This is a genomic window from Legionella worsleiensis, from assembly GCF_001467535.1.
Classification (GTDB): Bacteria; Pseudomonadota; Gammaproteobacteria; order Legionellales; family Legionellaceae; genus Legionella; species Legionella worsleiensis.
In genome coordinates this window covers 15,296-41,735 of sequence record NZ_LNZC01000009.1, presented here as the reverse complement: position 1 = coordinate 41,735, position 26,440 = coordinate 15,296, and the positions used below count along the sequence as shown (strand labels likewise).

Below are 26,440 nucleotides of genomic sequence, written 5' to 3'. Positions count from 1 at the left end.
ACAGGGTTTTAATTTTCGGTAAAATCACATCCCGTAGAGACGCGGGAATAGCTCAGTTGGTAGAGCACAACCTTGCCAAGGTTGGGGTCGCGAGTTCGAGTCTCGTTTCCCGCTCCAAATTAAAGCGACGACAAAGTCGCTTTTTTTTTAGAGCAAAATAGATAGATATGGGGCTGTGTGGCAGAGTGGTCATGCAGCGGCCTGCAAAGCCGTGTACGCCGGTTCGATTCCGGCCTCAGCCTCCAAAACACGCTAAATGCCCAGGTGGCGAAACAGGTAGACGCAAGGGACTTAAAATCCCTCGGGAGTTAAATCCCGTGCCGGTTCGATTCCGGCCCTGGGCACCAATTACATATCTTTGTTTGTTTTTTTCGGCATATCAATTTTAACTATTCGATTTCATTTAAGTATTCTTGAAAGCAGGGTAAAAACCAATTAATTCAACGATTGCTCTATTCAATCTTAACTACTCGTCTTGATTCAAATTAGTTATCCTACGCATCGTTTCTGTGATACAGGTTTAAGTTAATGATGTTAAATGTCAAAAATAAAATAAAATAAAATAAAAGCGCTTTTGCTTGCTTTAATTATTCAGATTTGTATTGCTGGATTGATTTTCTTAGGAGGACTACTCGATCCACTCATTGGTTTATGGGGTTTAGGAATATATTTTTTTGTTGTTGGCTTTTATTTGATGTATTGCTATTTGCTTGTAAGCCTTTTTAAAAGGCATTAAATGAGTATGTTAATCAGAGATCATGATACAACCCTGGCACATTAAAATCTTTATTTTATGAGTAAAAGCAAAGACTTTTTATCTGTTTATTTTTAGCGATGCTACTATTGGTAGAGGGATGCAAAAAATAATTAATAGTATTTAAACAAATTTTGATGGGGCATAGCCATGGAAAAGAAAACAATAAACGATATTTATATTGATGAAACCGATAATTCAGAAATTAGCGCCATCATAAAGCAAGGGATTCTTGATTATAACGCCCCATTTTTTGGCTCCAACTTTTTAACGCCTTTCACCATCTACATGAAGGATCTTCAATCAGAGATTATTGCAGGCTTGACAGGTTCTTACAGAGGAAAATACGTGCGTGTGGATTTTTTTTGGGTGCATAAAGATTTTCGTCATCAAGGCCTAGGTAGTAAACTGATGATGAAACTTGAAGAATTCAGTAAAGCAAAAGAATGCCGCTTTATTCAACTGGATACTTTTGATTTTCAAGCACGACCTTTTTATGAAAAATTAGGATTTGAATGTGTCGGTACCATACCTCGATGGATTGAGGGGCAAGATTTTCATTTTATGAGAAAAGCCATAGTGTAATTCATATGTTCCTGGTTTGTTTGTTGCGCCACGCAGTTGAATACCGTACAGCAGCTAAAGAAGCAAAATGTTGCGTTATTTTTCTCCAATAGACCCATTATTTGACTATAAAGTGATCATGGTGGTATTATCTTGTAAAGAAAATTATAAATCTCCTCACCCGAGTGAGCGGCCGTAAAATTAACAGGAACCTGGTTATGCGTACAGATATAAAACTTCCTTATTATTTAAACTTTAGAATAGAACTTGATCTTATGGACGCAATAATGCGACTGGATCTTAACACCCCAGCAGTTTTTTTATGTGGTAATAAGTTAGGCTCCATGACTGTGGACGAGATTAGGAGTATTTTGCAGGCATTGCCTGTGAATCTCAAGGGGCTCGACTTAAGCGATAACTCCCTTTATAACAAAACAGACGAAGAGTTGATTGCGATTATTGAGGTATTTCGTGGAAAAGCGCTTATCGAGCTCAAGCTTGATGATTGTGTTATGAGCAGGCCAGCAGTTAAAGCAGCTTATGATGCTATTATTGGCGTAAACGGCCATAATGCGCTGCAAAAAGAAAGAGGATTGCTTGAGACTATGTTATCTGAATTAACACCACCATCTGATCCTGTAACGAAACAGAGTCCGCTATCACTTGCTCGAACAGTGTATAAGCCTGCAGGGCATTTTTCATTGTTTCATTCATCCCGGCAGATTTCAAAAACAGAACCCTCTTTGATGCACGGTTTTTTATTATAAAAAAATTGAGTTAACATGGGTTGAATTTGGCAGTACAAAGAGTTAAACAATGCAGTTTTTGGGGGGGTGCTGATGTTAATTATATTTGGAGGACTTCCAGGAACTGGCAAAACAACTATTGCCAAACAGCTTGCTCAAACGATTCAGGCGGTATACTTAAGAATTGATACCATTGAGCAGGTATTGCAACACTCTAAGCTAATATCTGCAGATTGTCTTGGGCCTGAAGGATATTTGATTGCTTACGAATTAGCTAAAGATAATCTGGCGTTAGGGCTTAAGGTTGTGGCTGATAGTGTTAATCCTATAGACATCACTCGAAATGATTGGCTAACAGTGGCACAACATGTTGGCGTTCCATCCCTTGCTATTGAAGTGATCTGTTCCAACCAGACAGAGCACCGTCGAAGAGTAGAGGAGCGTACAGCTGATATTGAGCATCATGTGTTGCCAACATGGCAAGAGGTAATGGATAAAGACTACCAGCCTTGGGATAATGTGGATTTGCAATTGGATACTGCGGTATTGTCCGTTGAAGAAAATGTTAAAAAAATCATAGATTTGCTGCCATATTAAAAAATAGCTTACTGTCATTAACAATACAGTCTTGTAAATTATCTAAATTTAAAGTGTTTTATTGAATGGTACTGTGCTTTTGGGGGCAATCAGTCCTATCAGCTGCGCACAGGATGGAGTGCCAAGAATTTTTACTCGTTCATGCACACTTAAATCATCCCAGTAAGTTTTAGTGCTGATATGAATTTCTTCTTTGAATCGAAGTGTCCTGGAGTCTTTGGACAGTTGTGCTGCCAGTTTGGGATGGTTTTTTTTAAGAGTCAGGTAGTCTGTTTTAACCAGCGCCCTTAATGCTTCTGGTATTGGCGTAATGACGAGCCTCAAGCGATTTTTCTGAAGTTCATCAGGTAAATGAGGGTTTTGTTCTTTGAATTCTGCATAGGATTGGTTATCCGCCCAGGCTCTTCCAGCAATTAATATGGTTTGCTCTGCAATATCAACGCACTTTTTCTTTTGGATTAACTTTTTTATATCCAGACTGGTTAACGCATCGCTGTTTTCAACGGTAACACTAATGGTCTGACCTAATAAAGTTTTTAATGAGAGGTGCATGAGTAATACCTCTAAATCAAGATAATTTTATTTGGAACTGGAACAGTTTAATTATAATACAATAAACACTTATATGTTTTGTTTTTAGTCACTTTGTTTCTGCAAAAGAAACAAAGTGACTTTACATGCAGGAGAACTGGGCATGTTACTCTATAGTTTCTCCTGTCCATTTAGGGCTTATTGAAACTTAAATAAACTATCTTTTCGTTCGGGATTGGTCGTCATTTAAATTTCAATAAACTCAAATATCTGAATACCACAAGGCTGGGTTGTGATTTAAGCACTTGGTGCCGCATTGGAAACATCAAGTTCAATATTATTCAGCAATCGAGCTGATTCTGTGTGACGAACGAAAAAGAAAGATCTGTCCATTGCCCAATTGAAGACTCCTTTGGCTAAAAGCCCCAAACCTAAGGTTAAAATTCCCAATGTAAAATTAAGAAGAAACTCAGACCATCCCCTATGCTGATCCAGCTCTTTATGCGCATCTTTTATCAGTTTTTTGCATGTTTGTTCAAATACTGAATAGGATAGTGGCTGAGGATTACTAAAATACAAATTACCTGCTTTTGTTATTTCAAGGTGCAAGGTTTTGGCCGCCTTTCGAGCATTATCCAATGCTTTAAATTGTTCTGGATCCAATATAGCGTTGTTACTTCGTTCTTCAAGTTGAGTTATTTTCTTCTGAAGTAAATCCAGATGCCCCTCCAAATCGCACTTTGCTTGCACTATGTTCAAAGGCCGGGGCTTACTGTTCTGTCTCTGCCATGTAACATTAGGCTCTAAAATATCAGAGTGTTGGATTGGTTGCATTGGTTGTGGTGGGTTGCTGTCGCATAACGTGCTGTCTGGCTCTTGAGGTTTAAGGACTGCTTGGTCAATCTTTGGACTGGGTAGTTCGATGAGCACTGGAAATAAGCTTTGCGGTACAGGAGTAATGAGGTGATTGATTAGCCTTTGCTCATCAGCATTAAGTGAGGGTTTCGAGTCGGGACTTGCGATTATCCATTGTTCAAAAATGAGATTGGGTTCTACCTCTGTAAATTGATAGTGTTTTATAAATCGACACGTAATGTCACATAATTCGTTTCCTAAAAGTCGTATTGCCAGGGCTTTGGGAATTGAGTTAACAGAGCTGATGTATTTGAGGATTTGTGCCAAGGCAATTTGAATCTCAGCGAGTTCAATAGTGATTTGTGCCGGATCGTGCAATTTTTCCAGATCTTTTGCATTGGTTTGCACATGTTTTATCAACAACTCGAAGCCAAAGGAGTTGACTTGCGAACTTTCGCCCAGAAGTTGAATGATGCCATTGAGTTGAGTATCGTCCTGGTTTTGAGTGTTAATACTTTGCATACCTTGTTCTGTTCTTTCCCAATGACCGCCAACTTGAGCGCCATCTAGTCCTCCTTGGTGATAAAGATGTATCGTGGCCAGAGGTTCTGGAGCTGCAAAATTGATGCTTTGTCCTTCTTGTGAATGGTAGGTCAGGCTTAATCCCAGATTTTTGCAAACGTACTTAAACACTTCATCAGGTGCCAGACTGGCATAACGGCCTGTATCGTCTTGCAATTCGGCCATACGGTTTATGTACTGCTCTGGCGTGGTGTTATTCGCCTGAGCCAGGACAGAAACAAAGTCATCATGCGTCATGTGGTCTTTCATGAATGAACGTAATACTGGGCCAAGTATGATTTGCGTGTCAAAGGCATTATAAGAAAGCAAAATTTCAGCAAATGACTTCCAGGTGAATTCTTCGGGGGCAAATCCATAAAAAACAGCAAATTTATTTTTTAAATCAGAATAGGCCTGCAGGTACGCATTTTCATAAAGCTCGTTTTCGCCAAATTTCAGAATTTCATCTTTTATTTCGGGTGTAAGAGCATGCAATGGACAATTGTTTAAAACAGCTGAGATTTTGGGAAAAGACATGAAGTGTACTCCACTTTTTATTTCGGGCAAGTATAAGGGATCTAAGTTAAGGAACTATTAAGAATGCATTAAAAAAGGGCATAAAGGCAATAGGTTGGAATAATTCATGACCTAAAATACTTAGTTAACAGATAATCCTCAAGGATCTTCTCCTGTGGGTATATCTCCTGATAAAGTTTTTCTCTACAATAGAGCTTTAAATCAAATTAAATTAATTATGTATAAACCATTGGCTCTCTTTATAGGGTTACGCTACACCAGATCACGAAAAAAAAATCATTTTGTCTCTTTTATTTCATTAAGCTCTATGTTGGGTATTGGCATGGGCGTTATGGTATTAGTGACTGTTTTATCGGTGATGAATGGATTTGATCATGAAATTCATAATCGGTTTTTTGGGATGGCTCCAGAAATTACTGTAACTGGCCCTGATGAACGATTAACCGATTGGCCAAGCCTGGAAAAAAAAATCAGGGGTGTTCCGCAGATTAAAGCAATCGCTCCCTATGTAGGTGGACAAGGTTTGCTTACTCACGATGGGCAGGTTTTGCCTATAGTCCTCACGGGGATTTTGCCCGAAAAAGAGATTGCGGTAACTCATCTCAATGATAAGTTACTTGCTGGAGATATGAACAATTTACAGCATTTCGGTATTATTCTGGGTAAAGGTCTTGCTGATTCATTGGGCGTGATGTTGGGGGATAAAGTGACCATCATGATCCCTCAGGCAACGGTCACTCCGGCCGGTATGATTCCTCGGTTTAAACGATTTACAGTGGCTGGTGTTTTTTCGGCGGGAACCGGATTTAATTTTGATACCAAACTGGCGTTTATTCATCTGTCTGATGCGCAAAAATTGTTGCAGCTGGGAGAGGATGTAACGGGTCTGAAAATGAAAATTGATGATGTTTATCAAGCTCCCGAACTTTCTTATCAGTTATCCGGTTTATTGGGTGATGAATACCAGGTAGGAAATTGGACCCAGCAATTTGGCCCATTTTTTGAAGCAGTAAAAATGGAAAAAACCATGATGTTTCTTATCTTGATGTTAATCATTGCGGTTGCTGCATTTAATCTGGTTTCCTCCCTGGTGATGGTCGTTAATGACAAACAGGCTGAAATTGCTATTTTAAGAACTATAGGTGCAAAGCCTTCTACTATACTCTGGGTCTTTATCGTCCAGGGGATGATGGTGGGAATAGTGGGTACTGGAATTGGCTTGGCTTTAGGAATTGTTTTGGCTAAAAACGCTACGGCTATAGTTAATTACTTACAAAATCTGTTTCAAGTTAAGGTATTGTCCTCCAGTATTTATTTTGTTGATTACTTACCCTCGGAAATTTTACTCAGCGACTTATGGCATGTGTGTCTGGTTGCTCTATTGATGAGTTTTGCTGCCACTATTTATCCTGCCTGGCGTGCTTCAAAAACCGTGATTGCGGAGGCTTTACATTATGAGTGATTGTATTTTAAAAAGTCAAAATTTAGTCAAATCTTATAATGACGGCACGGCGCTAGTGAATGTATTAAAAGGAATTGATTTGACAGTAGCACAAGGTGATAGTGTGGCGATTATTGGTCCTTCCGGTTCAGGTAAAAGCACTTTATTGCATTTACTTGGCGGACTGGATAGACCAACAAGCGGTTCGGTTTCTATAAATGGTGTAAGCTGGCAAAAAATTGGTGAAAAGCAACGATGTCAATTGCGTAATCAGCACTTGGGATTTGTTTATCAATTTCATCATCTGTTACCTGAATTTACAGCACTTGAAAATGCAGCCATGCCTTTGTTAATTGCAGGAATGCCTGTTGATCAAGCGGAACAAAAAGCCAGCGAGATGTTAGATCATGTTGGTTTGCTGCCACGAAAAGAACACAAACCGGCGCAACTTTCCGGTGGAGAGCGGCAGAGAGTTGCAATTGCCAGAGCTTTGGTGCATCAGCCTGATTGTGTGCTTGCTGATGAGCCTACCGGAAATCTGGATCAGGCAACAGCGACTAAAGTTTTTGATTTAATGCTTGATTTAAACAAACAGATGAACACCGCTTTGATCATCGTGACGCATGATCAGGCCATTGCTAAACGTATGGACAAAATATTGGTATTGCATGAAGGGACTTTAGCAGTACAGGACTAGTGCTTCATCAACATTGAATTTCCAGGGATATTGGTTCGTTTTGTCTTCTTGTTTGTGAGATTTTTGAGCACAAATGCGTACGCACTATAAAAATTACCCTGTAAATTTAATGTTGAAGAAATACTAAATTTGATAACAAGGAGTAATAAGGATGTTTAAACGAGTTGATGGAACTTTAGTTCAAGCCGATGATCATAAGCCTGTGGAGCCGCATGACGACGCTCAAGCCGAATTACCGAGCGCCAGAACCAGATTTTTTGCGCACAGAAGAGACCGTTCTCTTTCTTTCCCATTTATAATAAAAAATGAGGAAGGCGCACTGGGTGACAGTTTCAAAGTAAAATCCAAAGAAAGCCAATTATTAGCTTTTTTGCATCAGCATCATGCCAGTTCCCTGGATATCATTGATTTTGGTACGAGTGTTCGGAGTTCCTCCGCTCTACCGAAAGCCAAGGTGTCCAAGTCTCTGGAACATTTGCAAGCAGAGACACCCTCTCAGAGTGAAGATGATTTGGCTCTGACTGAATGTCATGCCCCCAAACCTTAAAATAAAGCCATACATTTTAGAATAAAACGATTGATAAATTACATGATTTGTCGCCTCTGAGCCATCCTCTGCATTTGCCGAGGGTGACTCAGATGATTTTAGCTGTTGTTTCTTTATGAGAAATTACTCCATGCATCTTTTTGCGATGCTGGCCTAGTAATTAGCGTGTCCTGGTGTACGAGGGAAGGGGATAACATCTCGAACATTTGCAACCCCTGTGACATAGCTTATTAAGCGCTCAAAGCCCAAACCAAAGCCGGAATGAGGCACAGTACCGTAGCGGCGCAGATCTCTATACCATTGATAATGCTCTTTGTTCAGGTTGCATTCATCCATACGTTTATCTAAAACAGCCAGTCTTTCCTCTCTTTGACTGCCACCGATAATCTCACCTATTCCGGGAGCTAAAACGTCCATGGCTGCAACTGTTTTTTCATCATCATTGAGCCTCATGTAGAAGCCTTTGATTTCTTGTGGGTAATTGGTCAGTATCACCGGTTTTTTACAGTATACTTCAGCCAGATAGCGTTCATGCTCTGATTGCAAATCCAGACCCCAACTCACTGGAAACTCAAATGGATGATTTGTGCTTTCAAGAATTTTAATCGCATCAGTGTAAGTCATTACTGCAAAATCTGATTCGGCTATCAGTTCTAAGCGCTCTATACAGCCCGGGGCGACAAACTGGTTAAAAAAGTCCATATCATCGGCACGTTCATCAAGAACTGTTTTGCAAAGATAACGTAGCATCTTTTGGCTTAACGCACAGATATCGTCCAGGGTAGCAAAGGCGATTTCTGGTTCTACCATCCAAAACTCAGCCAAATGACGGCTGGTATTGGAATTTTCAGCACGAAATGTAGGGCCGAAAGTATACACTTTAGACATGGCCATGCAGTACGCTTCGACGTTTAATTGCCCAGAAACAGTCAGAAAGGTTTCTTTCCCAAAAAAATCTTTGGAAAAATCAATTTGTCCTTGCTCCGTTTTCGGAATATTTAGTAAATCCAGGGTTGAAACCCGAAACATCTCACCGGCACCTTCGCAATCACTGGCGGTAATGATAGGGGTATGGATCCAGAAAAATCCTTGTTGATCATAAAATCGATGAATGGCCTGCGCCAGACAATGGCGAATTCGGGTTACTGCACTTATGGTATTAGTACGAGGACGTAAATGAGCTACATCTCTTAAGAATTCAAGAGTATGTCTTTTGGCCTGGATGGGGTAGCTGTCGGGGTTTTCTACCCAGCCTACCACCTCTATTTGTTCGGCTTGAATTTCAAAATTTTGGCCTTTACCCTGAGAGGCAACAAGTTTACCTGTTACAATAACAGAGCAACCTGCGTTTAATTTGGTTACTTCATCGTGGTAATTGGTCAAATCGTCTGTAGCTACAATTTGTATTGGAGCAAAACAGGAGCCGTCGTGAACATTGATAAAGGATAATCCTGCTTTTGAATCTCGGCGAGTTTTCACCCAGCCTCTCACCGTTACGGTTTCATCAACACTGATTTCACCATCCAGGCATTGTTTTATGGTAAAGACTTCTGTCATTATGTACTCCAAAATCGATAAAGGCCTATTAGGGAACGAGGGCATTTTTACTGTCTTGATTCACGCAAGTAAAAGGTAAAAAGCTCCTGATTTAATATGCGATGATACACTAAATAAAATCAGTGGGGGAACATTATGTTGCAAAGAGTTTTAATGGTATCGTTGTTTTTTTGCTCTTTTTTAGTTTCAGCTGAGGATACTGTATTAAAACTGTATAGGCCATTTGGCGATGTAGTTGAGCAAATTGCACCAGTCATTACTAAAAAATTATCTGGCGCATGTTTTACTCAGTCCAAATTGATAGTAAGGGAAGATGCTTGGCGTTGTCAGGCTCATGGTGTGATTTATGATCCCTGTTTTGTAAAGGCAGGCAGTAAAAAAATGGAGGCTCTATGCCCACAGTCTCCCTGGCAAAGTGACAGCGTTTTAATTGAGGTAAGCGCCCCTTTAAATAATCAGTATCATACCCCTTTGGATATGTCACGCACACTGCCCTGGGCTATAGAACTCACTAATGGTGAACATTGTCAGGCCATTGATACACCTGAAGTGTTCGATTCCATGCCTATACGTTATTTATGCGACAATGAACATGCTTTGGTTGGTTATTTGCAACGATGTAAGACTGCATGGAGCATGTTAGAGAAAACACCACAAGGAGTCGTGACGGTCGAATTATCTAAAGCCTGGTTCTAAAGACTGAATGCGTTTTGCTGGAGCCATGATAAGAGACAGGAGTGAGGAGGCAATTCATGTCGGTTTATCAGGTACTACGCTTGTCTGAATGGTTTTTTTTTAAGTTAACGGTGTTTCTTTGGGTGACGCTTCCTGAAATGCGGGTAGGGTCATGCAATAGTCATTAATTGCCATGATTAAAGGATAATCCATCATAGAGAAATTAAACCGATGCGCATTATAAACCTGAGGTATCAAGCACAGATCGGCAAGCGATACTTCATTTCCTGAGCAAAGCGGCTTAGTTCGTTCAAGGCGATTCAGGCCTGCTTCAAAAGCATCAAATCCGGTTTTTAACCAGTGATGGTACCAAGCCATTACGTCTTCTTCCTGAGCGTTAAATTGATCTCTCAACCGATTGAGCACTCTCAGGTTATTCAGCGGGTGCATGTCACATGCGATGATTAAAGCCAGAGATTTAAGAGTTGCTTTCAGAAGTGGGTCTTTGGGAAGTAATGGAGTATTCGGGTGAATTTCATCCAGATACTCTATGATGGCCAGAGATTGGTGAATGAGGTGTCCATTCACCTCCAGACTAGGTACTAATCCTTGCGGGTTGATGCTTTTATACTCCGAAGTATTTTGTGCACCGCCATGATGAATTAAATGAATTTCCTTTTTTTCATAAGCAATATTTTTAAGATTTAGGGCAATGCGTACCCTGTAACATGCTGTAGAACGGAAATAGTCGTATAAAATCATGGGCAAATCCATTCATAGCGTTTAACGTGTTGATCTATAGCCCCAAAAATACTGTTGCCTTGAGAATCCAGCATTTCTATGCGAATGGAGTCGCCAAAATGCATGAAGGGAGTTTGAGGCTGGCCAGACTCAATAATTTCCAACATTCTTTTTTCAGCGATACACGAAGATCCCTTAGTGCGATCGAGATTGGATACTGTTCCAGAACCTATAATCGTACCTGCTGATAAGGATCTGGTTTTAGCAGCGTGTTCAATTAATTCAGGAAAAGAGAAGGTCATGTCCACTCCCGCATTGGGTTGACCGAATAATGTTCCATTCAGATGACTTAGTAGCGGTAAATGTACCCGTTGACCATCCCAACTGGAGCCTAATTCATCGGGCGTAATGGCTACTGGAGAAAAACTGCTGGCAGGTTTTGATTGAAAAAAACCAAATCCTTTTGCCAGCTCACCGGGAATCAGATTGCGAAGCGACACGTCATTAACCAACATCAAAAGTTTAATGTGGTGCTGTGCTGTGGTGTTGTTTATACCCATTGGGACATCATCGGTGATGATGGCAATCTCGGATTCAAAATCTATCCCATAGGACTCGCTCGCTACAAGAATAGGATCTCTGGGGCCGATAAAGGCATCAGAACCGCCCTGATACATCAAAGGATTAGTCCAAAAATCAGCAGGCATTTCTGCCCCTCGTGCTTTGCGAACCAATTCGACATGATTCACATAGGCGCTGCCGTCAGCCCACTGATAGGCTCTGGGGAGCGGAGAGGTACAATTTTGGGGAGAGAAAGCAAAAGAGCCTTCTAAAGAGCACTCATTCAATTGCTGATAGACGACTCTGAGCTCCGCTTCTAATTGCGCCCAATGATCAAGGGCATATTGCAAATTTGGTGCAATATCCGGCACTTGAATTGCGGTAGTCAAGGATCTGTTAACCACACACAATGCCCCATCACGAGATGGTGATTTTAAACTGGCGAGTTTCACTTAATTCTCCTGGGAGTGTTCTTGCAGAGTACCGCGTCGGACTTGATCTCGTTCTATGGCCTCAAATAAGGCCTGAAAATTACCTTCTCCAAATCCCTGGTTGCCTTTACGCTGGATAATTTCAAAAAATACAGGTCCAAAAATATTTTCTGTAAAGATTTGCAGCAATAGTCCCTGTTTTGGATCCGTCTCTCCATCTATAAGAATTTTTTCTGCGTTTAGCTGGTTTAATGGTTCTTGATGCCAGGGCAGTCTTGTCGTGATCATTTCATAGTACGTATCGGGCACATCAAGAAATTTAACGCCTTGCTCTCTTAAATTATGTACGGTTTTATAAATATCATGCGTTGACAAAGCAATATGCTGAATTCCTTCGCCTTTGTACTCATGCAAAAATTCTTCTATTTGCGAGCGGTCATCCTTGGATTCGTTTAAGGGGATTTTGATTTTGCCACAAGGACTACCCAAGGCTCTACTGACCAGACCGGTCATTTTCCCTTTAATATTAAAAAAGCGAATTTCTTTGAAATTAAAGAGTGATTCGTAAAATGCAGCCCATTTATCCATGTTTCCCCGATACACGTTGTGAGTCAGGTGATCGATGTGAACCAGGCCATTACCAATTGGGGGCGCTGAATTTTTTATGTTCCATTGTTGCGCAAAGGGCTGGTGGGCGTCATCAACAAAATAAATGACACTGCCGCCTATAGCCTCTATTGCGGGTAAACCATGATGCGTATGTGCTGAATCTGCAAATGCAGTAGCTCCATGGGTAATAGCGTATTGAAATGCAGCTTTGGCATCTTTTACCTTGAACCCCATGGCACAGGCACCAGCACCATGCGTTTGAGCATGAGCTGCAGCCTGGCAATGTGGGGCTGCATTGACAATAAACTGTATGTCTCCTTGTCTAAACAGAGTAATGTCTTGTTCCTGATGCGTTGCAGTGGGCTGAAATCCCATATCAAGGAATTGTTGATGTAATTTATTTTTATCCGGTCCTGAAAATTCCAAAAAGGCAAAGCCATCTAATCCGCAGGGGTTGTTTTGTTGGTGCATTATCAGGTTCTCCTTGTCTGAATAGTCCATGACGCTACTTTTTGGGTTGTATCAAAAATAATCCATCTGCAATGGGCAATAAACTGATATGAACCCGTTGATCGTTTTTAATTAACTCGTTTAGTTTTTTTATTTCTCTGGTTTGTCCACTATCATCATGGGGATCGATTACATGCCCATCCCAGAAAATATTATCTATGGCGATTAATCCTTTAGGTCGAATCAATTTTAAGGCCAGCTCGTAGTAATTTAGATAATTAGTTTTGTCTGCATCGATGAATATAAAGTCAAATTGATGTTCCCAACCTTCATTCAGTAAGGAATATAAGGTTTCCAAAGCCGGACCAAGACGTAACTTGATTTTTTCATCCTGCTGGGCTGCTTGCCAAAACAACGGCGCATTCCTGGTCCATTCTGCGTTGATGTCGCAGGTAATCAGCTGACCGTCATCGGGTAAGGCAAGAGCCATAGCCAGAGCGCTATAGCCGGTAAAAGTACCCAGTTCGAGTACTTTTTTGGCGTTTGTCAGCCTTAACAGAAATTGCATGAATTGTGCTTGTTCAGGAGCAACCTGCATATTGGCAAGTTTCATTTTTGATGTTTCATTGCGTAATTCCTGTAACACAGGATGTTCACGCAAGGATTTATCCAGCATGTATTCATACAATTCGTCATTTAGAGGTAAATGTTTCATACAACCATCCAATTACGCCAATTTTTCTTTTGCTAAAGTATCTGCGATTTCGCTGGCAGGTAAGTTGTCCTTGGCTGATCGGGTGAATATTTCAGTTAAGGACGTGTAGATACCATCGATTTGATCATTTACTTTATCTTCCGGGGTATGTAGATACTTGGATGCAGCAAAAATCAAACCACCTGCATTAATCACATAATCCGCCGCAAATAGAATGCCTTTTTCATGCAGTTTTTTTCCATGAAAAGTATGAGCCAGTTGATTATTGGCTGCGCCAGCAATAATTGTGGTTTGAAGTTGAGGAATAGTGATGTCATTAATAATTGCCCCCAGCGCACATGGAGCGAATACATCGCAAGGTACTTTATGGATCATGTCTGTACCAACGGCTTTTGCGCCAAATTCATTAACGGCTTGCTCTACAGCGGTCGCTGAAATATCGGCAACGGTAAGTTTTGCGCCCAGCTTATGCAAATGTCTGGCGAGTAAATAACCGACATGACCAAGTCCCTGTATCGCTATGTGCAGTCCTTGCAGGCTGTCTTTGCCCAATTTAAACGCAACAGCCGCTTGTATGCCGCGCAGTACGCCTTTTGCCGTGGATGGAGAGGGATCTCCGTTGTGTTTGGACAGACTGGCAACATAATCGGTGTGTTCAGCGATGATGTCCATATCGTTCAAGACGGTCCCACTGTCTAATGCGGTGATGTATCGACCGTTTAGTTCGTTAACAAATTTACCAAACTGGTGCATGTAGGCATTACGGTCAAAAGAACCTTTGGGTTTTATGATGACTGATTTTCCACCGCCCAGGGGCAGATTTACCGAAGCTGCTTTGAAACTCATGCCGCGCGCCAATCGCATGGCGTCGTTTAATGCTGCAGCGGTGTTGGGATATTCTATAAACCGACAGCCACCAAGAGCTGGGCCAAGTTTGGTACTGTGAATGGCTATCATGGCTTTCATTCCGGTTTCAGGATCTACTTTAAAGTGCAGATCACCAAAACCATGAGCCAATGCATATTCGAGGAAATCATCTTCTGCCATTGTTTGGTTGTTATTTGCTATAGTATCAACAGACATCATTTATTCAGCTCCTCTTGCAATAATTAGCGTCAAGTTATAGAACGATTCCATAATTAAATCAATGGTAAAGCCTCAACAAGTGGGGTAAACGTCTGTATTTGGCGCACCTTGAAAAAAATTGTTCTAATAATTTAATGAGAGATTGTGGGAGTGGTCCTCATTTTTATCCGGGGTAATGATTTGTTATCCTGGGGGTTGGTGGTATACACTATTTTAAACATCTATCGAGAATGGAGCTAATCATGAAACAGGTTGTCGGTATTCTTGCATTAATCGCATTTAATCCAATCGCATCAGCTGATGACGTACCTCCATTAGTTCTGGATAAGGTCCTGTTTCAAATCTCGGCCAAACAATGGGTAACGACGCAAACCGCCTTGTTAAATGTCTCAATTAACGTCACATTGACTAGTGCCGATCTAGTCAAAGCGCGTGCAGATATTATGGACAGCCTGGGAAAGATTGCGAAAGGCGATTGGCATTTGGTGGAGTTTGATCGCTCCCAGGACAGTTCCGGTTTGGAAAAACTGTATGTACAGGCTCAGGCTCGGGTAGATCAATCGGTGTTAACCAATATTTATCAAAACGCCAAGTCCGTCAGTATACCTGGTGCCAAATATGAAATCATCGGTGTGGAGTTTAAACCCAGCCTTGAGGAAACCCAGGCGATTCGTGCCAAGGTTCGCGAAAAATTATATCAGCAAGTTAATGAAGAAATTGCTCGCATGAATAAGGCCTATCCCATGCAGAGTTATAGTGTGAGCAATCTGGTGTTTTTTGAAGGTGATAATGCCCCCGCTCAACCAAGAGCTTATCAGGCCAAGGAAATGAATACACTCGTAATGGCGGCCGCAGTTCAAGCACCATTAACGGTAAGTAATGAACTGGTATTGACTGCCTATGTTGAGGCAGCTTCAAACCGTAAACAGGGGAATTAAGTTGTTGGTCGTAGAAAAAGTGATTGGTCATCGTGGCGCATCAGGATATGCTCCCGAAAATACCCTGGCTTCCTTCGATAAGGCACTGTCTTTGGGGTGTCGTTTCATCGAGTTTGATGTGATGTGCAGTGCTGATGGCGAGCCCTATTTGATTCATGATGATAGTTTAAAAAGAACAACCAATGGGCGTGGTGAAGTGGGACAGGTGGAATCGAGCTATTTACAAAGTCTGGATGCCGGCTCATGGTTTTCAAAGCAGTTTAAAGGGGAAAAAATTCCTCATTTCAAAGACGCTTTAAAATGGTTGTCTTTTTCTGACATGCAGGCGAATATAGAAATTAAACCCTACCCAGGAACTGCAGAACCAACTGCTGTGACGGTGTTGAGCCACATCCAAAGATATTGGCCTCAGGGGAAAGATTTGCCTTTGGTTTCAAGTTTCGAATGGGAAGCATTATTCTTGTGTCGAACCATTGCTCCAGAGATGCCTTTGGGATTGTTACTCCACGAATGGGACGCTCAATGGTTGGACAAAGCAAAACAACTTGACTGTTTTTCGGTTCATTTTAACCGCAATATACTGACCGCAGAACGAGTTAAGGCCGTAAAAGATGCGGGGTATATTGTGTGTGCCTATACGGTGAATAAAAAACGCCAGGCTAATAAACTATTTAACTGGGGTGTTGATGCAGTATTTAGCGATTATCCAGATTTATTAACATGAACCGCCTGATTTTATTTCTTTTTACTTTATTATCCACCGTATTAGTTCAGGCCAAACCTGTGGAATTGGTTTTTTGGCATGGTATGGCAGGGCATTTGGGTGATGAAGTTCGTTTGCTTACCGACGAATTCAATCAAAGCCAGAATGAATATATTATCAAGCCTGTCTATAAGGGTGATTATATAGAAACATTGACCAGTTTTGCCGCTGCGTTCAGAGCACATCAAGCACCGTCTATAGTCCAGATCTTTGAAGTAGGTACGGCGATTATGCTGTCCCCTGAGGGAGTGATTAAACCTGTTGGCGCCTTAATGCAAGAACAGGGAATGAGCTTGCCAGAAGAGGATTTTATTCAATCGATTCGTGAGTTTTATAGTAGAGATGGCCAACTGATGGCTATGCCATTTAATCTCTCAGCCCCAGTGCTTTATTACAATAAGGATGTTCTGGCAAAAACGGGTTATAACAACAGTAATTTTCCGCAAACCTGGGATGAAATGGACGTTTTAGCCGAGAAGATTAAAAAAGCGGGATATAACTGCACTTACACCACGGCTTATCCAGGCTGGATTTTATTCGAGTCTTTTTTGGCAATTCATGGCTTACCCATTACAAGTAGTAATCCACTGCGGGCAGTTTTTGCAACACCCCAATTAACACGGCATTTTGAGCGTTTAAAGCACTGGCATGATTTGGGTTATTTTCGTTATGGAGGACGAGTTGATGATGCAACTATTTTATTTACCAGCGGTGTTTGCCCTTTGTTTAGTCAATCATCAGGTGCGTACAACAGCCTCTCGGCTTTAGTCCCTTTTCAGCTAGGGGTTGCCGCTATGCCTTTGGACCAAAAAGCGAGTAAAGTCAGGCATGCCAATGTGGCTGGCGGTGCGGCTTTATGGGCTGTTGCCGGACAGAGTCAGTCCAACTACAGAGGAATTGCGCTATTTTTTAATTTCATTGCAAAACCGGAAATTCAGCAGCAATGGCATGAACACACCGGTTATTTGCCTATAGGTTTAAAGGGTCGTTACAGTACACTGGTTGAGAAAAGCCGACATCCAGCCTTACTTATTGCACGCACTGATCTTGAGAATACTGTGGCGGGCGGAACTTTGTCACATAATGGCCCCCAAAATCAGATACGGGGTATTAATGATGCCGTTTTGGAAGCCATGTTTGCCGGTTTAATCAGTGCAACTGATGCTATAGAAGAAGCAGTGCAGCGTTCGAATCACGTGTTACTCCGTTTTATGCGAAATACTCAATGGGTAGAAAATAAATCTCGTTCTGTAACCCAGAGGTAATTAATTTTTATACTCTTTGTAGGGTTGGTCATTCCCCACTTCATCCTAATGAAGAGGGGAGTGGTAAAGAGTACATTATCGTTTTATTTGTATCGATAAAAACAGAGGTATTCGGGCGGTAAGCCCGAAACAGGTTATTGAGATAATGCAGATAGAGGCGAGCTTTCCCAGTCATCGTTTTCCTGCTCCTGCACTATTGGCCTGAAAAAACTGGTGATCAACTTTTGGTGCCTTTCAGGTGGTGAAACCTGTTCAATCAGATCATCATCTGCTTTTTGGGATCTTAACTTTTTCATTTCCTCAACCAGGAGGTAATGACTCATGGATTGGCATACTGATTTGAATAGTGACATCTCAGGTGCGTCGGTCATTATTTCCAGCCAATTTCTTAACACTACCGTGTCAATATTTAGTGCCAGTTGCGCAAACGTATGAGGATTGGAGAATAAGGCTTTTAGTGTCGTTGCGGGGAATTTGATTGCTTCAGGCGTTCTTTGAGTAACCAATTGAACGGCCAGGCAAAAAATTTCAGGTTTTGGGCCAGCTTGTGTGATCCAGTTTTGCACTGCCCCTGAATAATAACAATCGTACGTACTAATCCACTTAAGGGCGTCTGGATCTCCATCTATAGCTTTTGACAGATAACACACCCCATCAATTCCATAGCCTATAGGCATGATTTTCAGAGTTGGTAATTTGTCTATCAGTTCAATAGGATGCAGTTTTAATGCTTTTTCAAGCAGATACGCCGTCTTTAATAACAATGAGCCTTCACGAGATTGTTTGTTCATCTCAACACGATTTTTAAGTTCTGTATTTAACCACCCGTGAATGTGAGTTTGTTCTATATAAAGACCATATGCAAAGCATGTGTCTATGGCGGTGTTATTATTTTCTCTGATGACTTCTCTAAGGAGATTTATTCTATTTTTTTGTTTGTATTGCTCATTAGCGAAAAGAAAAACAAAAATATCTAACAATTGTAAATGAGCGGCTAGATAGAGTGGGCATCTGTCTTCATCGTCAAAAACGTTCAAATTAGCCCCGTTTTGGACAATGCATTTGACGACATTCAAATCGCCACTATGCACTGCGCAATGCAGTGGGGTATATCCCTGATCACCCGGTTTATTAATGTTGACATTTTCTTGCAGTAGACGTTCCAGGACAGCCAGATGACCGTTTATTACGGCAATATGAACCGGATTAAAATCCGCGTTATTGGTTAATTGCATATCTGCCCCTTCCCGTAACAGACGATCAACAACATCAACGTATCCTTTCTCTGCAGCCAAATAAAGTGGTGTCAGTTGACCCTCAGGAATAATCTGATTGATGTTCGCTGAGGCGTCAATCAGGCGATTAACAATTGCCAAAAACCCTTTACGAGCTGCAATATGCAGGGGAGTATAACCCGTCCTGGAAACCCAATTAGGTTCTGCACCCTTTTGCAAAAAGAGGTTAACTAACTCGAGATGCCCATTTTCTGCTGCCAAATAAAGAGGGGAAATAAAATGGGTTCGGGTGACAACGTTGATTAATTGGGGAGCAATTTCCAGAATAAAGCGGGCTATTTCGAGTTGCCCGAAGTGAGCAGCAATGTGTAGCGCATTAAAAGAGTGGTCATTTTCCTTTTCAGGATTAGCTCTGTGTTGAATTAATAGTTTGAATATCTCCAAATTGTCTTGTTCAGCTGTTAAATGCAAGGCGGTATGTCCCAGGGGCGAAAAAGTGGTATCGGCATGCATGGGCGCATTCAGCAAAAGTTGAACTATAGAATAATTACCAGCAAGACAAGCCAAATGAAGAGCTCCCCAGCCAAGATGGTTGGGTTTATGTGGATTGGCACCGTTTTGCAGCAAACAGGCAACGACATTGACCTGTTGATGCTCGATGGCTAAATGCAGTGGCGTGATCTCTTCTTCACCCATGCCCTGATTGACCCAGGCACCAGCATCCAGTAAACACTTAACGACTGCATCATGCCCTTTTTTTGTTGCATAATAGATTGGGCTTTTATTATTGTATCCTTTTAGATCAGGATTAATTTCTTTTGACAACATGAGCTTAACAACATCAACATATCCACGTTTGGCGGCTAAATGAAGAGGTGTTATTCTTTGTTCTTTTGTTGCGTTCTCTATCTTTGCACCTGCATTAAGTAAGAAATGTATCATCTCCAGGTTGCGGTTTCTGGTAGCAATCTCAAGTAAGCTTAGCCCATTATTCGTTTGATTTAATTCATATTCATTTAAAGCAAAAGCTTGTAGTATCTCTGTGCTGCGATTTATTTTTACGGCATGGAAATAGGCTGCAAATCCTTGGACGTCTTTGATGTAAGCAAATGCGCCATGCTTTTTCAATTCAGTGATTAATGATGCGCTGCTGAGAAACATCGCCAAATGCAGCGCAGGAATGGGATATATTTGTTTTAGATCATGCAACATATCTGGAGTCAGGGTTTGACGACAAATAAGCGCCCAGTGTAATTTAGGTAAAATGGAGTAGCTTGTTGTTGCTTTTTGATACAATAAAGTGAGAATGGGTTGCGTTAGCCTGTGATGCAGGAAAGTGACCGCAGTTTTGAAAATCGGAATATTCACGATTCTTATCAAGTTATTGGTTAAATCGATAACACTGTTTAAAAAAACATCTTGTTCCAGTTCTGTGAACGACTCGTCAGGATGACTATCCGATGATGCAAATAATAAGCGAAATACTTTTTTTGCCGTTTTATTTTGCATAAATCCTTCCAGCTTCTCTTGTTTGCTTTGATAAAACAAACGCCATTCTTCATTGCTGTAAGGGGGAATTTTTTGAAAAGACAGGGGAAAATGCAAATAGACTTGGGTTTTCCAGCACACGCCATCATCTTCACCAGGATGGTTATAAAAGGGAGCAGCTTGAGTTCGTGTCACGCTTGGCATTGCTTGCGATCTGTGCTGTTTTATTTCTGGTGATTGGCTGAGACGTAATGATTCCGGGGTTTGTCTTTTAGGCATGGATACATCCTGACTGATCAATAATCGGGCAATTATAGCACAGTTGGAGTTTTTGATGCCATAGTGTTGTTTTTTTAGATTGATTGGGCGTGATTAGGAATAGAGCGTGTACGGATAATTTGTTGTCGCAACGCTCTGTTTGATGATTATAGAGGGCTTAAAAATTCATTTAAATCAGGTTTTTGATTCAATCGGTATTGATAAACCACATAAAATGCCATGACATTTTTCAGGTAGTTCCGAGTTTCTTGCCAGGGTAGGGTTTCTATCCACACATCCATTTCTTTGGGCGGGTGGTTTTTAATCCAATATACAACTTGTCTTGGGCCTGCATTGTAGGCGGCGGCGACCAGTACGGGGTGGTTACTGAATCGTTTGGCTAAGTGTTGCAAATAGGCAATACCAATGTTGATGTTTTTGTTAGAAAGGAATAATTGCTTCTGATCGGTGTATTGGATTTTACTCATTTTAGATATAACACTGGCGGTTTGAGGCATAAGCTGCATCAAGCCTCTTGCTCCAGCTGTAGAGACTACATCTTCCCTAAACCCACTTTCTTGACGAATAATCGCATAGACGAACTCGGGGGGAATTGAATATTGGTTGGCGTAGGTTTTAACTGTTTGCTGATACGCCAGGGGAAATCTTAGGCTCAGCTGATTATTTAACGTTTCATTATTACTCAGAAAGACTGATTTGGCATGCCATCCCAGTTCACTATCAACCCAATATACCAGGGCGCTGGCTTCTTCTTTGGGTAATTCGCTAATAAAATCATTCAGTAATCGGCTGGCTTCAACGATTTGTCTGGATTGATAATAAGATTTAATTTGATCGATAATGGGTTGATAAGGTTTTAAGGTTGCTAAATTAGTCGTTGCTTTTTCATTGTCAAAATTAGGTGTTTTCTTAAGGCGAATACTGGCTAGAAAACCATAGTATTGCCTGTTTTTGGCAAGTGATTCATAAATTGCTTTTGCTTCGGTGCTGTTTCCTTGTGCTTCGAGCGAACGAGCAAGCCAATATTGCCAGCATGGTGTGTCTTTGTTTTTAGATTCTCTGATGAATTGGGTCACATGCTGCCAGTCATTTTTTTTCAGAGCGAAGCGAATTTGCCAGTCTACCAATACATCGTTGTAATACTGCGGTTTTACTTTTGCAAACCATTCCATAGCGTCTTCATGATTTCGCATCGCTTTATAAAGCGCTATGTGGGCTAAAAATTCTTGTTTTTGAGTTTCGTTGAGTAGTTTGTTGGTTTTTACCTGCTGCCATAAAGCCAATGCTTTGTCCATATTAATGGACACCATTCGTTTTAAGCCGTACAGATAAAGTTGTCCATTGGTTTCTCCGGGCGTTAATTGGGTAATATGGGTTGGATTTTGGTGAACATCATTTAACGACTCTATTTCATCAATACGGGGTATTTTGTATTGTTTCAGGAGATACCGAGCCAGTTGAATATTGCGTTTATCAAGCGCCAGGGAAATGCGTTGCGTAATCAGGTTTTGATCGAAACGGTCGTTTTTAAGTAACAAATCAAACAAGGTATTACACGATGCAGGACGAGATTCCCCAGTTAACCAAATAGGAGTTGATTCGAGTAAAGCCTCTTGGTCTTGCCCCAAATTAAATTTGGCAATTTGGTGATAACACATGAGATTGATGTCATCAGTCGGTTGATAATAGTTTACATAATTTGCCCAATCTTTGGTTCTGGCGAGTTCATAAAGCCACTTATCCCGTAACTTATTGGCAAGAGGAGTACTTCCTTTGACAAACTCCAGGAATTCCGGTGATGGGTTTATGGGTAAATTTTGATACCATGCCATAAAGGTATTAAATCTATCCATATAAGCCTGACCTGATAAGGAAAAGGCTGCGAGAGTCCAAAGCAATCCACACAACAGCGCAATAATTTTTTTCATAGTTCCTCTTTTAAAACCAGAAGGTTTAACGCACGTGTATTTTAAATATGAGTTAATTCTTCCCGCATCTTTTTGATGGTTTCATCATAACTGGTGCTATTGAATACAGCGGAGCCTGCAACAAACTGGTTTGCTCCTGCACGAGCCAGTTGAGCAATATTATTCGTTGTCACTCCGCCATCAATACAGAGATCCAGCTGAGGATAGAGCTGATGGATACGGGTAATTTTGCTGATCATTTCCGGAATTAATTTTTGTCCGCCAAACCCCGGGTTGACTGTCATGACAAGGACAAAATCAAGGCGATGCGCACACCAGGCAAGGCTATCAATAGTTGTGGCAGGATTAAGTGCCAAACCTGCCGCACAGCCTAACTTTTTGATTAATTGCAAACTTCTGTCCAGATGTATCGTTGCATCAGGATGGATGCTGATTCTTTTAGCACCTGCCTTGGCAAAAGATTCAATCAGGGCATCGACTGGTGTAACCATCAGGTGAACGTCTATGGGGACATGAGGAAAGCGTTTTACCAGAGCCTCACAAAAAGAGGGGCCAAAGGTTAGATTAGGCACATAATGATTATCCATAACATCAAAATGAATAAAATCAGCACCTGCTTTCATGACAGACTCTACCTCTTCGCCAATTCGAGTCATATCTGCAGACAGCAGGGAAGGTAAAATTTGGTAACTCATCATTTTATTTCAATAAATAAAGGTTGCGTATATCATATGCTCTCTATGAATAACAATCTATAGAGGTGTTTTAATTCAATAAGTTAATTGAGTGAATGGCACTGATTTGGAGTTCACTTTTTGCCCTTAGTATTGAGTATTTGATCAGTTTATGCGATAATGATTGTCGATTTCCGCTCTTGTAATTGCTAAAGTTGCCCCAATGTAGAGGAAATCGTTGTGACCCAACTCATGTTTTAGGGAGTGTTTTATGAGTCAAAATTGGCCTACCAGAGACAGAGATTTACATACTGCTCGTGTGATTATGGAAGAGTACGCTAATGATCGTGACAGCGATTCATTGGGACTTTTTGAAATCGTAGTCGATCAGATAGAAAAAAGAATGAATTTTCGCTTATCCGGTTGGGTGGTTATTTTAGCCAAACATTTTTCATCGATGTATGGCGCAAGCCAAGGTGATTTTGTTACCCGTCAGGTAATAAGCCGTTGCATTACTCAAGGCCAAACGGTGCACTAAATCGCAGTTCACCGCTGCGCATATCTCATAATAAAAGCCACAAAAAGCAAGCCATTCCAGTAATGATTACATGAGAATGGCAGTTAGCATATCCAGTTAAAATTCAGTCAGGTATCTGCTGTAGGATGATTTGAATTCTTGTGATTGTTCATATTGCTTTAATGCCTGATTTACCGCTTGTAACAAGTCGCTATTGGTTTTATTGACCGCAAGCCCCAATCCGTAACCGTAAATATAGCGTTTGCCAACGATGTGAAAAGCTCCTGATGAGTTAGCTGCCCAATAAAGAGCGGTCGGATTATCAAAGAGCACAAAATCGATGTCTCCTTTTCTTAAATCCTCAAGCATCACTTCGGTATTTGGGTATTCTATAACGGCTGGGTTAATAATGCCCATATCTTTGATTTGATCTTTGAAAACTGAGGCAACAACAACGCCAATTTTTTTATCCTTGAGTAATCGCAAACTAAACGGTTCTTTAGCGTCATCGCCGTGGATGGTGAGAAATCGAGAGTAGCTGGATATATAGGGAGTACTGAAATTCACTATTTTTGCCCTGTCTGCTGTGATTGTTATGGAGCTGATTGCAATATCTACTTTATTGTTTTCAACAGCGCTTAATAAATCTTCAAATGGCATAGGCACATAGGTGCAGGTACGATTCATTATTTTGCAGACGGAACTAATCAGATCAATATCAAAACCATAATATTCTTTTTTATTACCTTCCATGACAAAAGGGGGCGTAAAGCTGTCAATACCTACGTTTAATGCTTCTTCTTCCGCATGCAGCGGTGACATAATCAACAAAAAGGCAATCAGGGTCAGGTGACGAAAAAAATTCATTTTTTATCTTCGCTATATGGGTCGTAATATATAGAGTATAGCGAGAATACAATGATGTGAACTGTTTTTTTATAATGAAAAATAGCACTGCTTTTTTTAGAATCTGTTGTAATTGCTAAAATAAAAGCCGTTGATACCCTGTTACCTTTAATTCAGAAAGGGTAATTCACTTCCTTCACGTCTAAAGAGTCAAGGAGGGGCGAGAGTCGGAGTCTGTTTTGTTCTCTTCAACGAGATCTGGGGTCTTGGTGGACTGATTATCGAGTGCTGTATTTGGGGTGTGGTTTTTCTTTAAGGCTGCAATATCTTCAATGATTTTGGTTTCATCTTTGAAACGCTGAAGGTCTGCTTTTTCAGATGCTGTGGTCATGCTAAAACTCAATGTGAATATCGCTCGCAAGAGTCTGAGTACCGCATTCATTAGAGGAGCTGGTGGCTTTGCTTTAAGTACGTCTTGTTGCAATTTGCTTGCAAATAGGTTGACGGCATTGTTGTATTTTTTTTCGATTAGATCTCTAATGGTGTCATCATTGGCATCAGGATATGCTTCTTCCACTTCGAAGAGTTCTTCCAGGTTTTGTTTTAGAGTTCGAACAGAGTTTGTGAGGTTATCCAGTTCTGGGACGGGCTGATTTAAAGGTATGTGACGTGCTGTTCTGTAATGTACTACAGATTCTCTGATTTCTTCATTGGTAGTATTGACTAACTGTAACAGCGTTGCTGCTTTTTGCTTGATTTGCTCCAAAGAAAGTTTAGGAGCCTGCTTTTCTAGCGTATTTAGAGTAAAATCAGCAGCTAAGGTATTCATTGGTATCATAAATTGCGTACTGAAATGTTGCGCCTTCTCATCAACATGTTTTCTGCCAGCATCATTTAACTCAAGGCATTGTCGGTATAATTCGATCAAATCTGATGGCTTTTGGTTTTCTATTTCTGGGCTGTTTATTTTGTTTATGAGCGCTGTGGCGGCATCAGAGTTAAATTGAACTGATTTTACAGTTAGATTGCGCCTTTGTTCTAATGGTACATTCTGTTTTAATTTATTACCGGCTTCTAGCAATGCGTTACATTGTTCATTCACGGATTGCTCATCAGGAGTGAGGGCGTAATCGGCTACTCGTAATGAGTAGTTGACGATGATTGCCGAGGTCATTAGTCGGGCTACTTCTGCCTCTTTTTGAATGAATGATGCCTCATCACCGCTTTTAGGTACTACTTTTCCCTCGGCATTTACAATCCCGCCTACGATGTCAGCATAATCTTGCGTACCTATTGCTGCAATCACGTCGTCATGCAGGCGAGTTTTATCTGAATTGAGCAACACTTGCGTTATGTCTTTTAGTGCAGGTCGCATAAATTCTTCTACAGATCCCGCATTCCTAATCGCTTCCTCAAAAGTTATTTTATTGAGTATGGGGACTTCAAACTGATCAAAAATTCGTGATAACTTAGCTGTATTATTCTTAGCCTGGCTAATTAACTGTCTTGGTTGATTTTCTGTTTCCACAGCAAACCGGGTATTGTTCAAATGGGCTATAAATCCCCTCTTAAAGGTTTCAGTATATGCGGGATCATAATTTTTGGAAGACATAAGTTTAAACCTTCTGATTGATAAATAACAACGTGCGATATGGGTTTATCACCCGAAGACTATTTAAAACCAAGCGGTAAATGAACAACTGTTCTTTTATTTATAGACCATATTTTGATCTTTTTGTTGGTTCTTTATCTGCATTATCATGCTGGCATCATAATATATGAATTATTAGGGGGAGGCGTTCAGGTTTTGTTGTCATGTGATTAAGTCATCGGTTAGTCTTATACTTTGATT

General features: G+C 40.9%; 24 protein-coding genes and 3 tRNA genes. 14 read left to right on the top strand and 13 right to left on the bottom strand.

From position 1 onward, the window contains the following. Positions 1-41: 41 nt before the first annotated feature. The 6 genes from Lwor_RS04820 (at position 42) to Lwor_RS04795 (ending at position 2,661) form a co-directional block, all read left to right on the top strand. Positions 42-117: transfer RNA gene (locus Lwor_RS04820), tRNA-Gly, on the top strand. 54 nt (positions 118-171) lie between these two features. Then, positions 172-245, top strand: a tRNA-Cys gene (locus tag Lwor_RS04815). Positions 246-258: 13 nt separating this feature from the next. Beyond that, a tRNA-Leu gene (locus tag Lwor_RS04810) sits at positions 259-347 on the top strand. Between the two features lie 557 nt (positions 348-904). Further along, the gene (locus Lwor_RS04805; protein WP_058492773.1) at positions 905-1,339 is read left to right on the top strand and encodes a GNAT family N-acetyltransferase; all 435 of its coding nucleotides are present in this window, start codon (positions 905-907) and stop codon (positions 1,337-1,339) included. 197 nt (positions 1,340-1,536) lie between these two features. Beyond that, positions 1,537-2,085, top strand: coding sequence for a hypothetical protein (locus Lwor_RS04800; protein ID WP_058492772.1), 549 nt, complete (start codon positions 1,537-1,539; stop codon positions 2,083-2,085). Positions 2,086-2,157: 72 nt separating this feature from the next. Next, the gene (locus Lwor_RS04795) at positions 2,158-2,661 is read left to right on the top strand and encodes a P-loop nucleotide/nucleoside kinase family protein (protein WP_058492771.1); all 504 of its coding nucleotides are present in this window, start codon (positions 2,158-2,160) and stop codon (positions 2,659-2,661) included. 48 nt (positions 2,662-2,709) lie between these two features. Here Lwor_RS04795 and Lwor_RS04790 read toward each other — a convergent pair whose 3' ends face one another. Together Lwor_RS04790 and Lwor_RS04785 are read right to left on the bottom strand one after the other, a co-directional pair. Next, a complete protein-coding gene (locus Lwor_RS04790) occupies positions 2,710-3,213 on the bottom strand; it encodes a ubiquitin family protein (RefSeq protein WP_058492770.1) in 504 nt (167 codons plus the stop codon). A 276-nt stretch (positions 3,214-3,489) separates the two neighbouring features. Beyond that, the gene (locus Lwor_RS04785; RefSeq protein ID WP_058492769.1) at positions 3,490-5,145 is read right to left on the bottom strand and encodes a hypothetical protein; all 1,656 of its coding nucleotides are present in this window, start codon (positions 5,143-5,145) and stop codon (positions 3,490-3,492) included. Positions 5,146-5,362: 217 nt separating this feature from the next. On the opposite strand from Lwor_RS04785, the gene Lwor_RS04780 reads away from it, so the two are divergent. The 3 genes from Lwor_RS04780 (at position 5,363) to Lwor_RS04770 (ending at position 7,830) form a co-directional block, all read left to right on the top strand. Continuing rightward, positions 5,363-6,607: a lipoprotein-releasing ABC transporter permease subunit gene (locus tag Lwor_RS04780; RefSeq protein ID WP_058492838.1), complete on the top strand. Its 1,245-nt coding sequence runs from the start codon at positions 5,363-5,365 to the stop codon at positions 6,605-6,607. After that, positions 6,600-7,283, top strand: a complete 684-nt coding sequence (lolD, locus tag Lwor_RS04775; RefSeq protein ID WP_058492768.1) for a lipoprotein-releasing ABC transporter ATP-binding protein LolD — start codon at positions 6,600-6,602, stop codon at positions 7,281-7,283. The genes Lwor_RS04780 and lolD overlap by 8 nt, the downstream gene beginning before the upstream one ends. Before the next feature lie 151 nt (positions 7,284-7,434). Beyond that, entirely contained in the window at positions 7,435-7,830 is a 396-nt protein-coding gene (locus Lwor_RS04770; protein ID WP_058492767.1) for a hypothetical protein, read from the top strand. 153 nt (positions 7,831-7,983) lie between these two features. Here Lwor_RS04770 and asnS read toward each other — a convergent pair whose 3' ends face one another. Beyond that, positions 7,984-9,387, bottom strand: coding sequence for an asparagine--tRNA ligase (gene asnS / locus Lwor_RS04765; RefSeq protein ID WP_058492766.1), 1,404 nt, complete (start codon positions 9,385-9,387; stop codon positions 7,984-7,986). Between the two features lie 135 nt (positions 9,388-9,522). Here asnS and Lwor_RS04760 point away from each other — a divergent pair, with 135 nt between their 5' ends. Continuing rightward, entirely contained in the window at positions 9,523-10,083 is a 561-nt protein-coding gene (locus tag Lwor_RS04760; protein ID WP_058492765.1) for a hypothetical protein, read from the top strand. A gap of 99 nt (positions 10,084-10,182) precedes the next feature. On the opposite strand, the gene maiA is transcribed toward Lwor_RS04760, so the two are convergent. From maiA to Lwor_RS04735, 5 genes are read right to left on the bottom strand one after another with little or no spacing between them, the layout of a single operon-like run. Beyond that, positions 10,183-10,824 (bottom strand): maleylacetoacetate isomerase, encoded by a 642-nt coding sequence (maiA, locus tag Lwor_RS04755; RefSeq protein ID WP_058492764.1) that lies wholly within the window; start codon positions 10,822-10,824, stop codon positions 10,183-10,185. Beyond that, positions 10,821-11,816, bottom strand: coding sequence for a fumarylacetoacetate hydrolase family protein (locus Lwor_RS04750; protein WP_058492763.1), 996 nt, complete (start codon positions 11,814-11,816; stop codon positions 10,821-10,823). Before Lwor_RS04750 ends, maiA begins: the two co-directional genes overlap by 4 nt. Beyond that, positions 11,817-12,875, bottom strand: coding sequence for a 4-hydroxyphenylpyruvate dioxygenase (hppD, locus tag Lwor_RS04745; RefSeq protein ID WP_058492762.1), 1,059 nt, complete (start codon positions 12,873-12,875; stop codon positions 11,817-11,819). A 34-nt stretch (positions 12,876-12,909) separates the two neighbouring features. Continuing rightward, positions 12,910-13,569: a class I SAM-dependent methyltransferase gene (locus tag Lwor_RS04740; RefSeq protein WP_058492761.1), complete on the bottom strand. Its 660-nt coding sequence runs from the start codon at positions 13,567-13,569 to the stop codon at positions 12,910-12,912. Between the two features lie 12 nt (positions 13,570-13,581). Further along, positions 13,582-14,655: a Leu/Phe/Val dehydrogenase gene (locus Lwor_RS04735; RefSeq protein WP_058492760.1), complete on the bottom strand. Its 1,074-nt coding sequence runs from the start codon at positions 14,653-14,655 to the stop codon at positions 13,582-13,584. A gap of 242 nt (positions 14,656-14,897) precedes the next feature. On the opposite strand from Lwor_RS04735, the gene Lwor_RS04730 reads away from it, so the two are divergent. The 3 genes from Lwor_RS04730 to Lwor_RS04720 are packed head-to-tail and all read left to right on the top strand — an operon-like array spanning position 14,898 to position 17,621. Beyond that, entirely contained in the window at positions 14,898-15,593 is a 696-nt protein-coding gene (locus tag Lwor_RS04730; RefSeq protein ID WP_058492759.1) for a hypothetical protein, read from the top strand. Positions 15,594-15,597: 4 nt separating this feature from the next. Next, positions 15,598-16,317 (top strand): glycerophosphodiester phosphodiesterase, encoded by a 720-nt coding sequence (gene ugpQ, locus Lwor_RS04725; RefSeq protein ID WP_058492837.1) that lies wholly within the window; start codon positions 15,598-15,600, stop codon positions 16,315-16,317. After that, complete coding sequence (locus tag Lwor_RS04720; RefSeq protein ID WP_058492758.1) at positions 16,314-17,621, top strand: extracellular solute-binding protein; 1,308 nt, start codon at positions 16,314-16,316, stop codon at positions 17,619-17,621. The genes ugpQ and Lwor_RS04720 overlap by 4 nt, the downstream gene beginning before the upstream one ends. A gap of 134 nt (positions 17,622-17,755) precedes the next feature. Here Lwor_RS04720 and Lwor_RS04715 read toward each other — a convergent pair whose 3' ends face one another. The 3 genes from Lwor_RS04715 to rpe form a co-directional block, all read right to left on the bottom strand. Further along, on the bottom strand, positions 17,756-20,623 hold the full coding sequence (locus tag Lwor_RS04715; protein ID WP_058492757.1) for an ankyrin repeat domain-containing protein: 2,868 nt from the start codon (positions 20,621-20,623) through the stop codon (positions 17,756-17,758). Between the two features lie 146 nt (positions 20,624-20,769). Further along, positions 20,770-22,551 (bottom strand): transglycosylase SLT domain-containing protein, encoded by a 1,782-nt coding sequence (locus Lwor_RS04710; RefSeq protein ID WP_058492756.1) that lies wholly within the window; start codon positions 22,549-22,551, stop codon positions 20,770-20,772. Positions 22,552-22,592: 41 nt separating this feature from the next. After that, positions 22,593-23,246 (bottom strand): ribulose-phosphate 3-epimerase, encoded by a 654-nt coding sequence (rpe, locus tag Lwor_RS04705; RefSeq protein ID WP_058492836.1) that lies wholly within the window; start codon positions 23,244-23,246, stop codon positions 22,593-22,595. Positions 23,247-23,496: 250 nt separating this feature from the next. On the opposite strand from rpe, the gene Lwor_RS04700 reads away from it, so the two are divergent. Further along, positions 23,497-23,763, top strand: a complete 267-nt coding sequence (locus tag Lwor_RS04700) for a hypothetical protein (RefSeq protein ID WP_058492755.1) — start codon at positions 23,497-23,499, stop codon at positions 23,761-23,763. Positions 23,764-23,859: 96 nt separating this feature from the next. On the opposite strand, the gene Lwor_RS04695 is transcribed toward Lwor_RS04700, so the two are convergent. Together Lwor_RS04695 and Lwor_RS04690 are read right to left on the bottom strand one after the other, a co-directional pair. After that, the gene (locus Lwor_RS04695) at positions 23,860-24,609 is read right to left on the bottom strand and encodes a transporter substrate-binding domain-containing protein (RefSeq protein ID WP_058492754.1); all 750 of its coding nucleotides are present in this window, start codon (positions 24,607-24,609) and stop codon (positions 23,860-23,862) included. 181 nt (positions 24,610-24,790) lie between these two features. After that, on the bottom strand, positions 24,791-26,200 hold the full coding sequence (locus Lwor_RS04690; protein WP_058492753.1) for a hypothetical protein: 1,410 nt from the start codon (positions 26,198-26,200) through the stop codon (positions 24,791-24,793). Between the last annotated feature and the right edge of the window lie 240 nt (positions 26,201-26,440).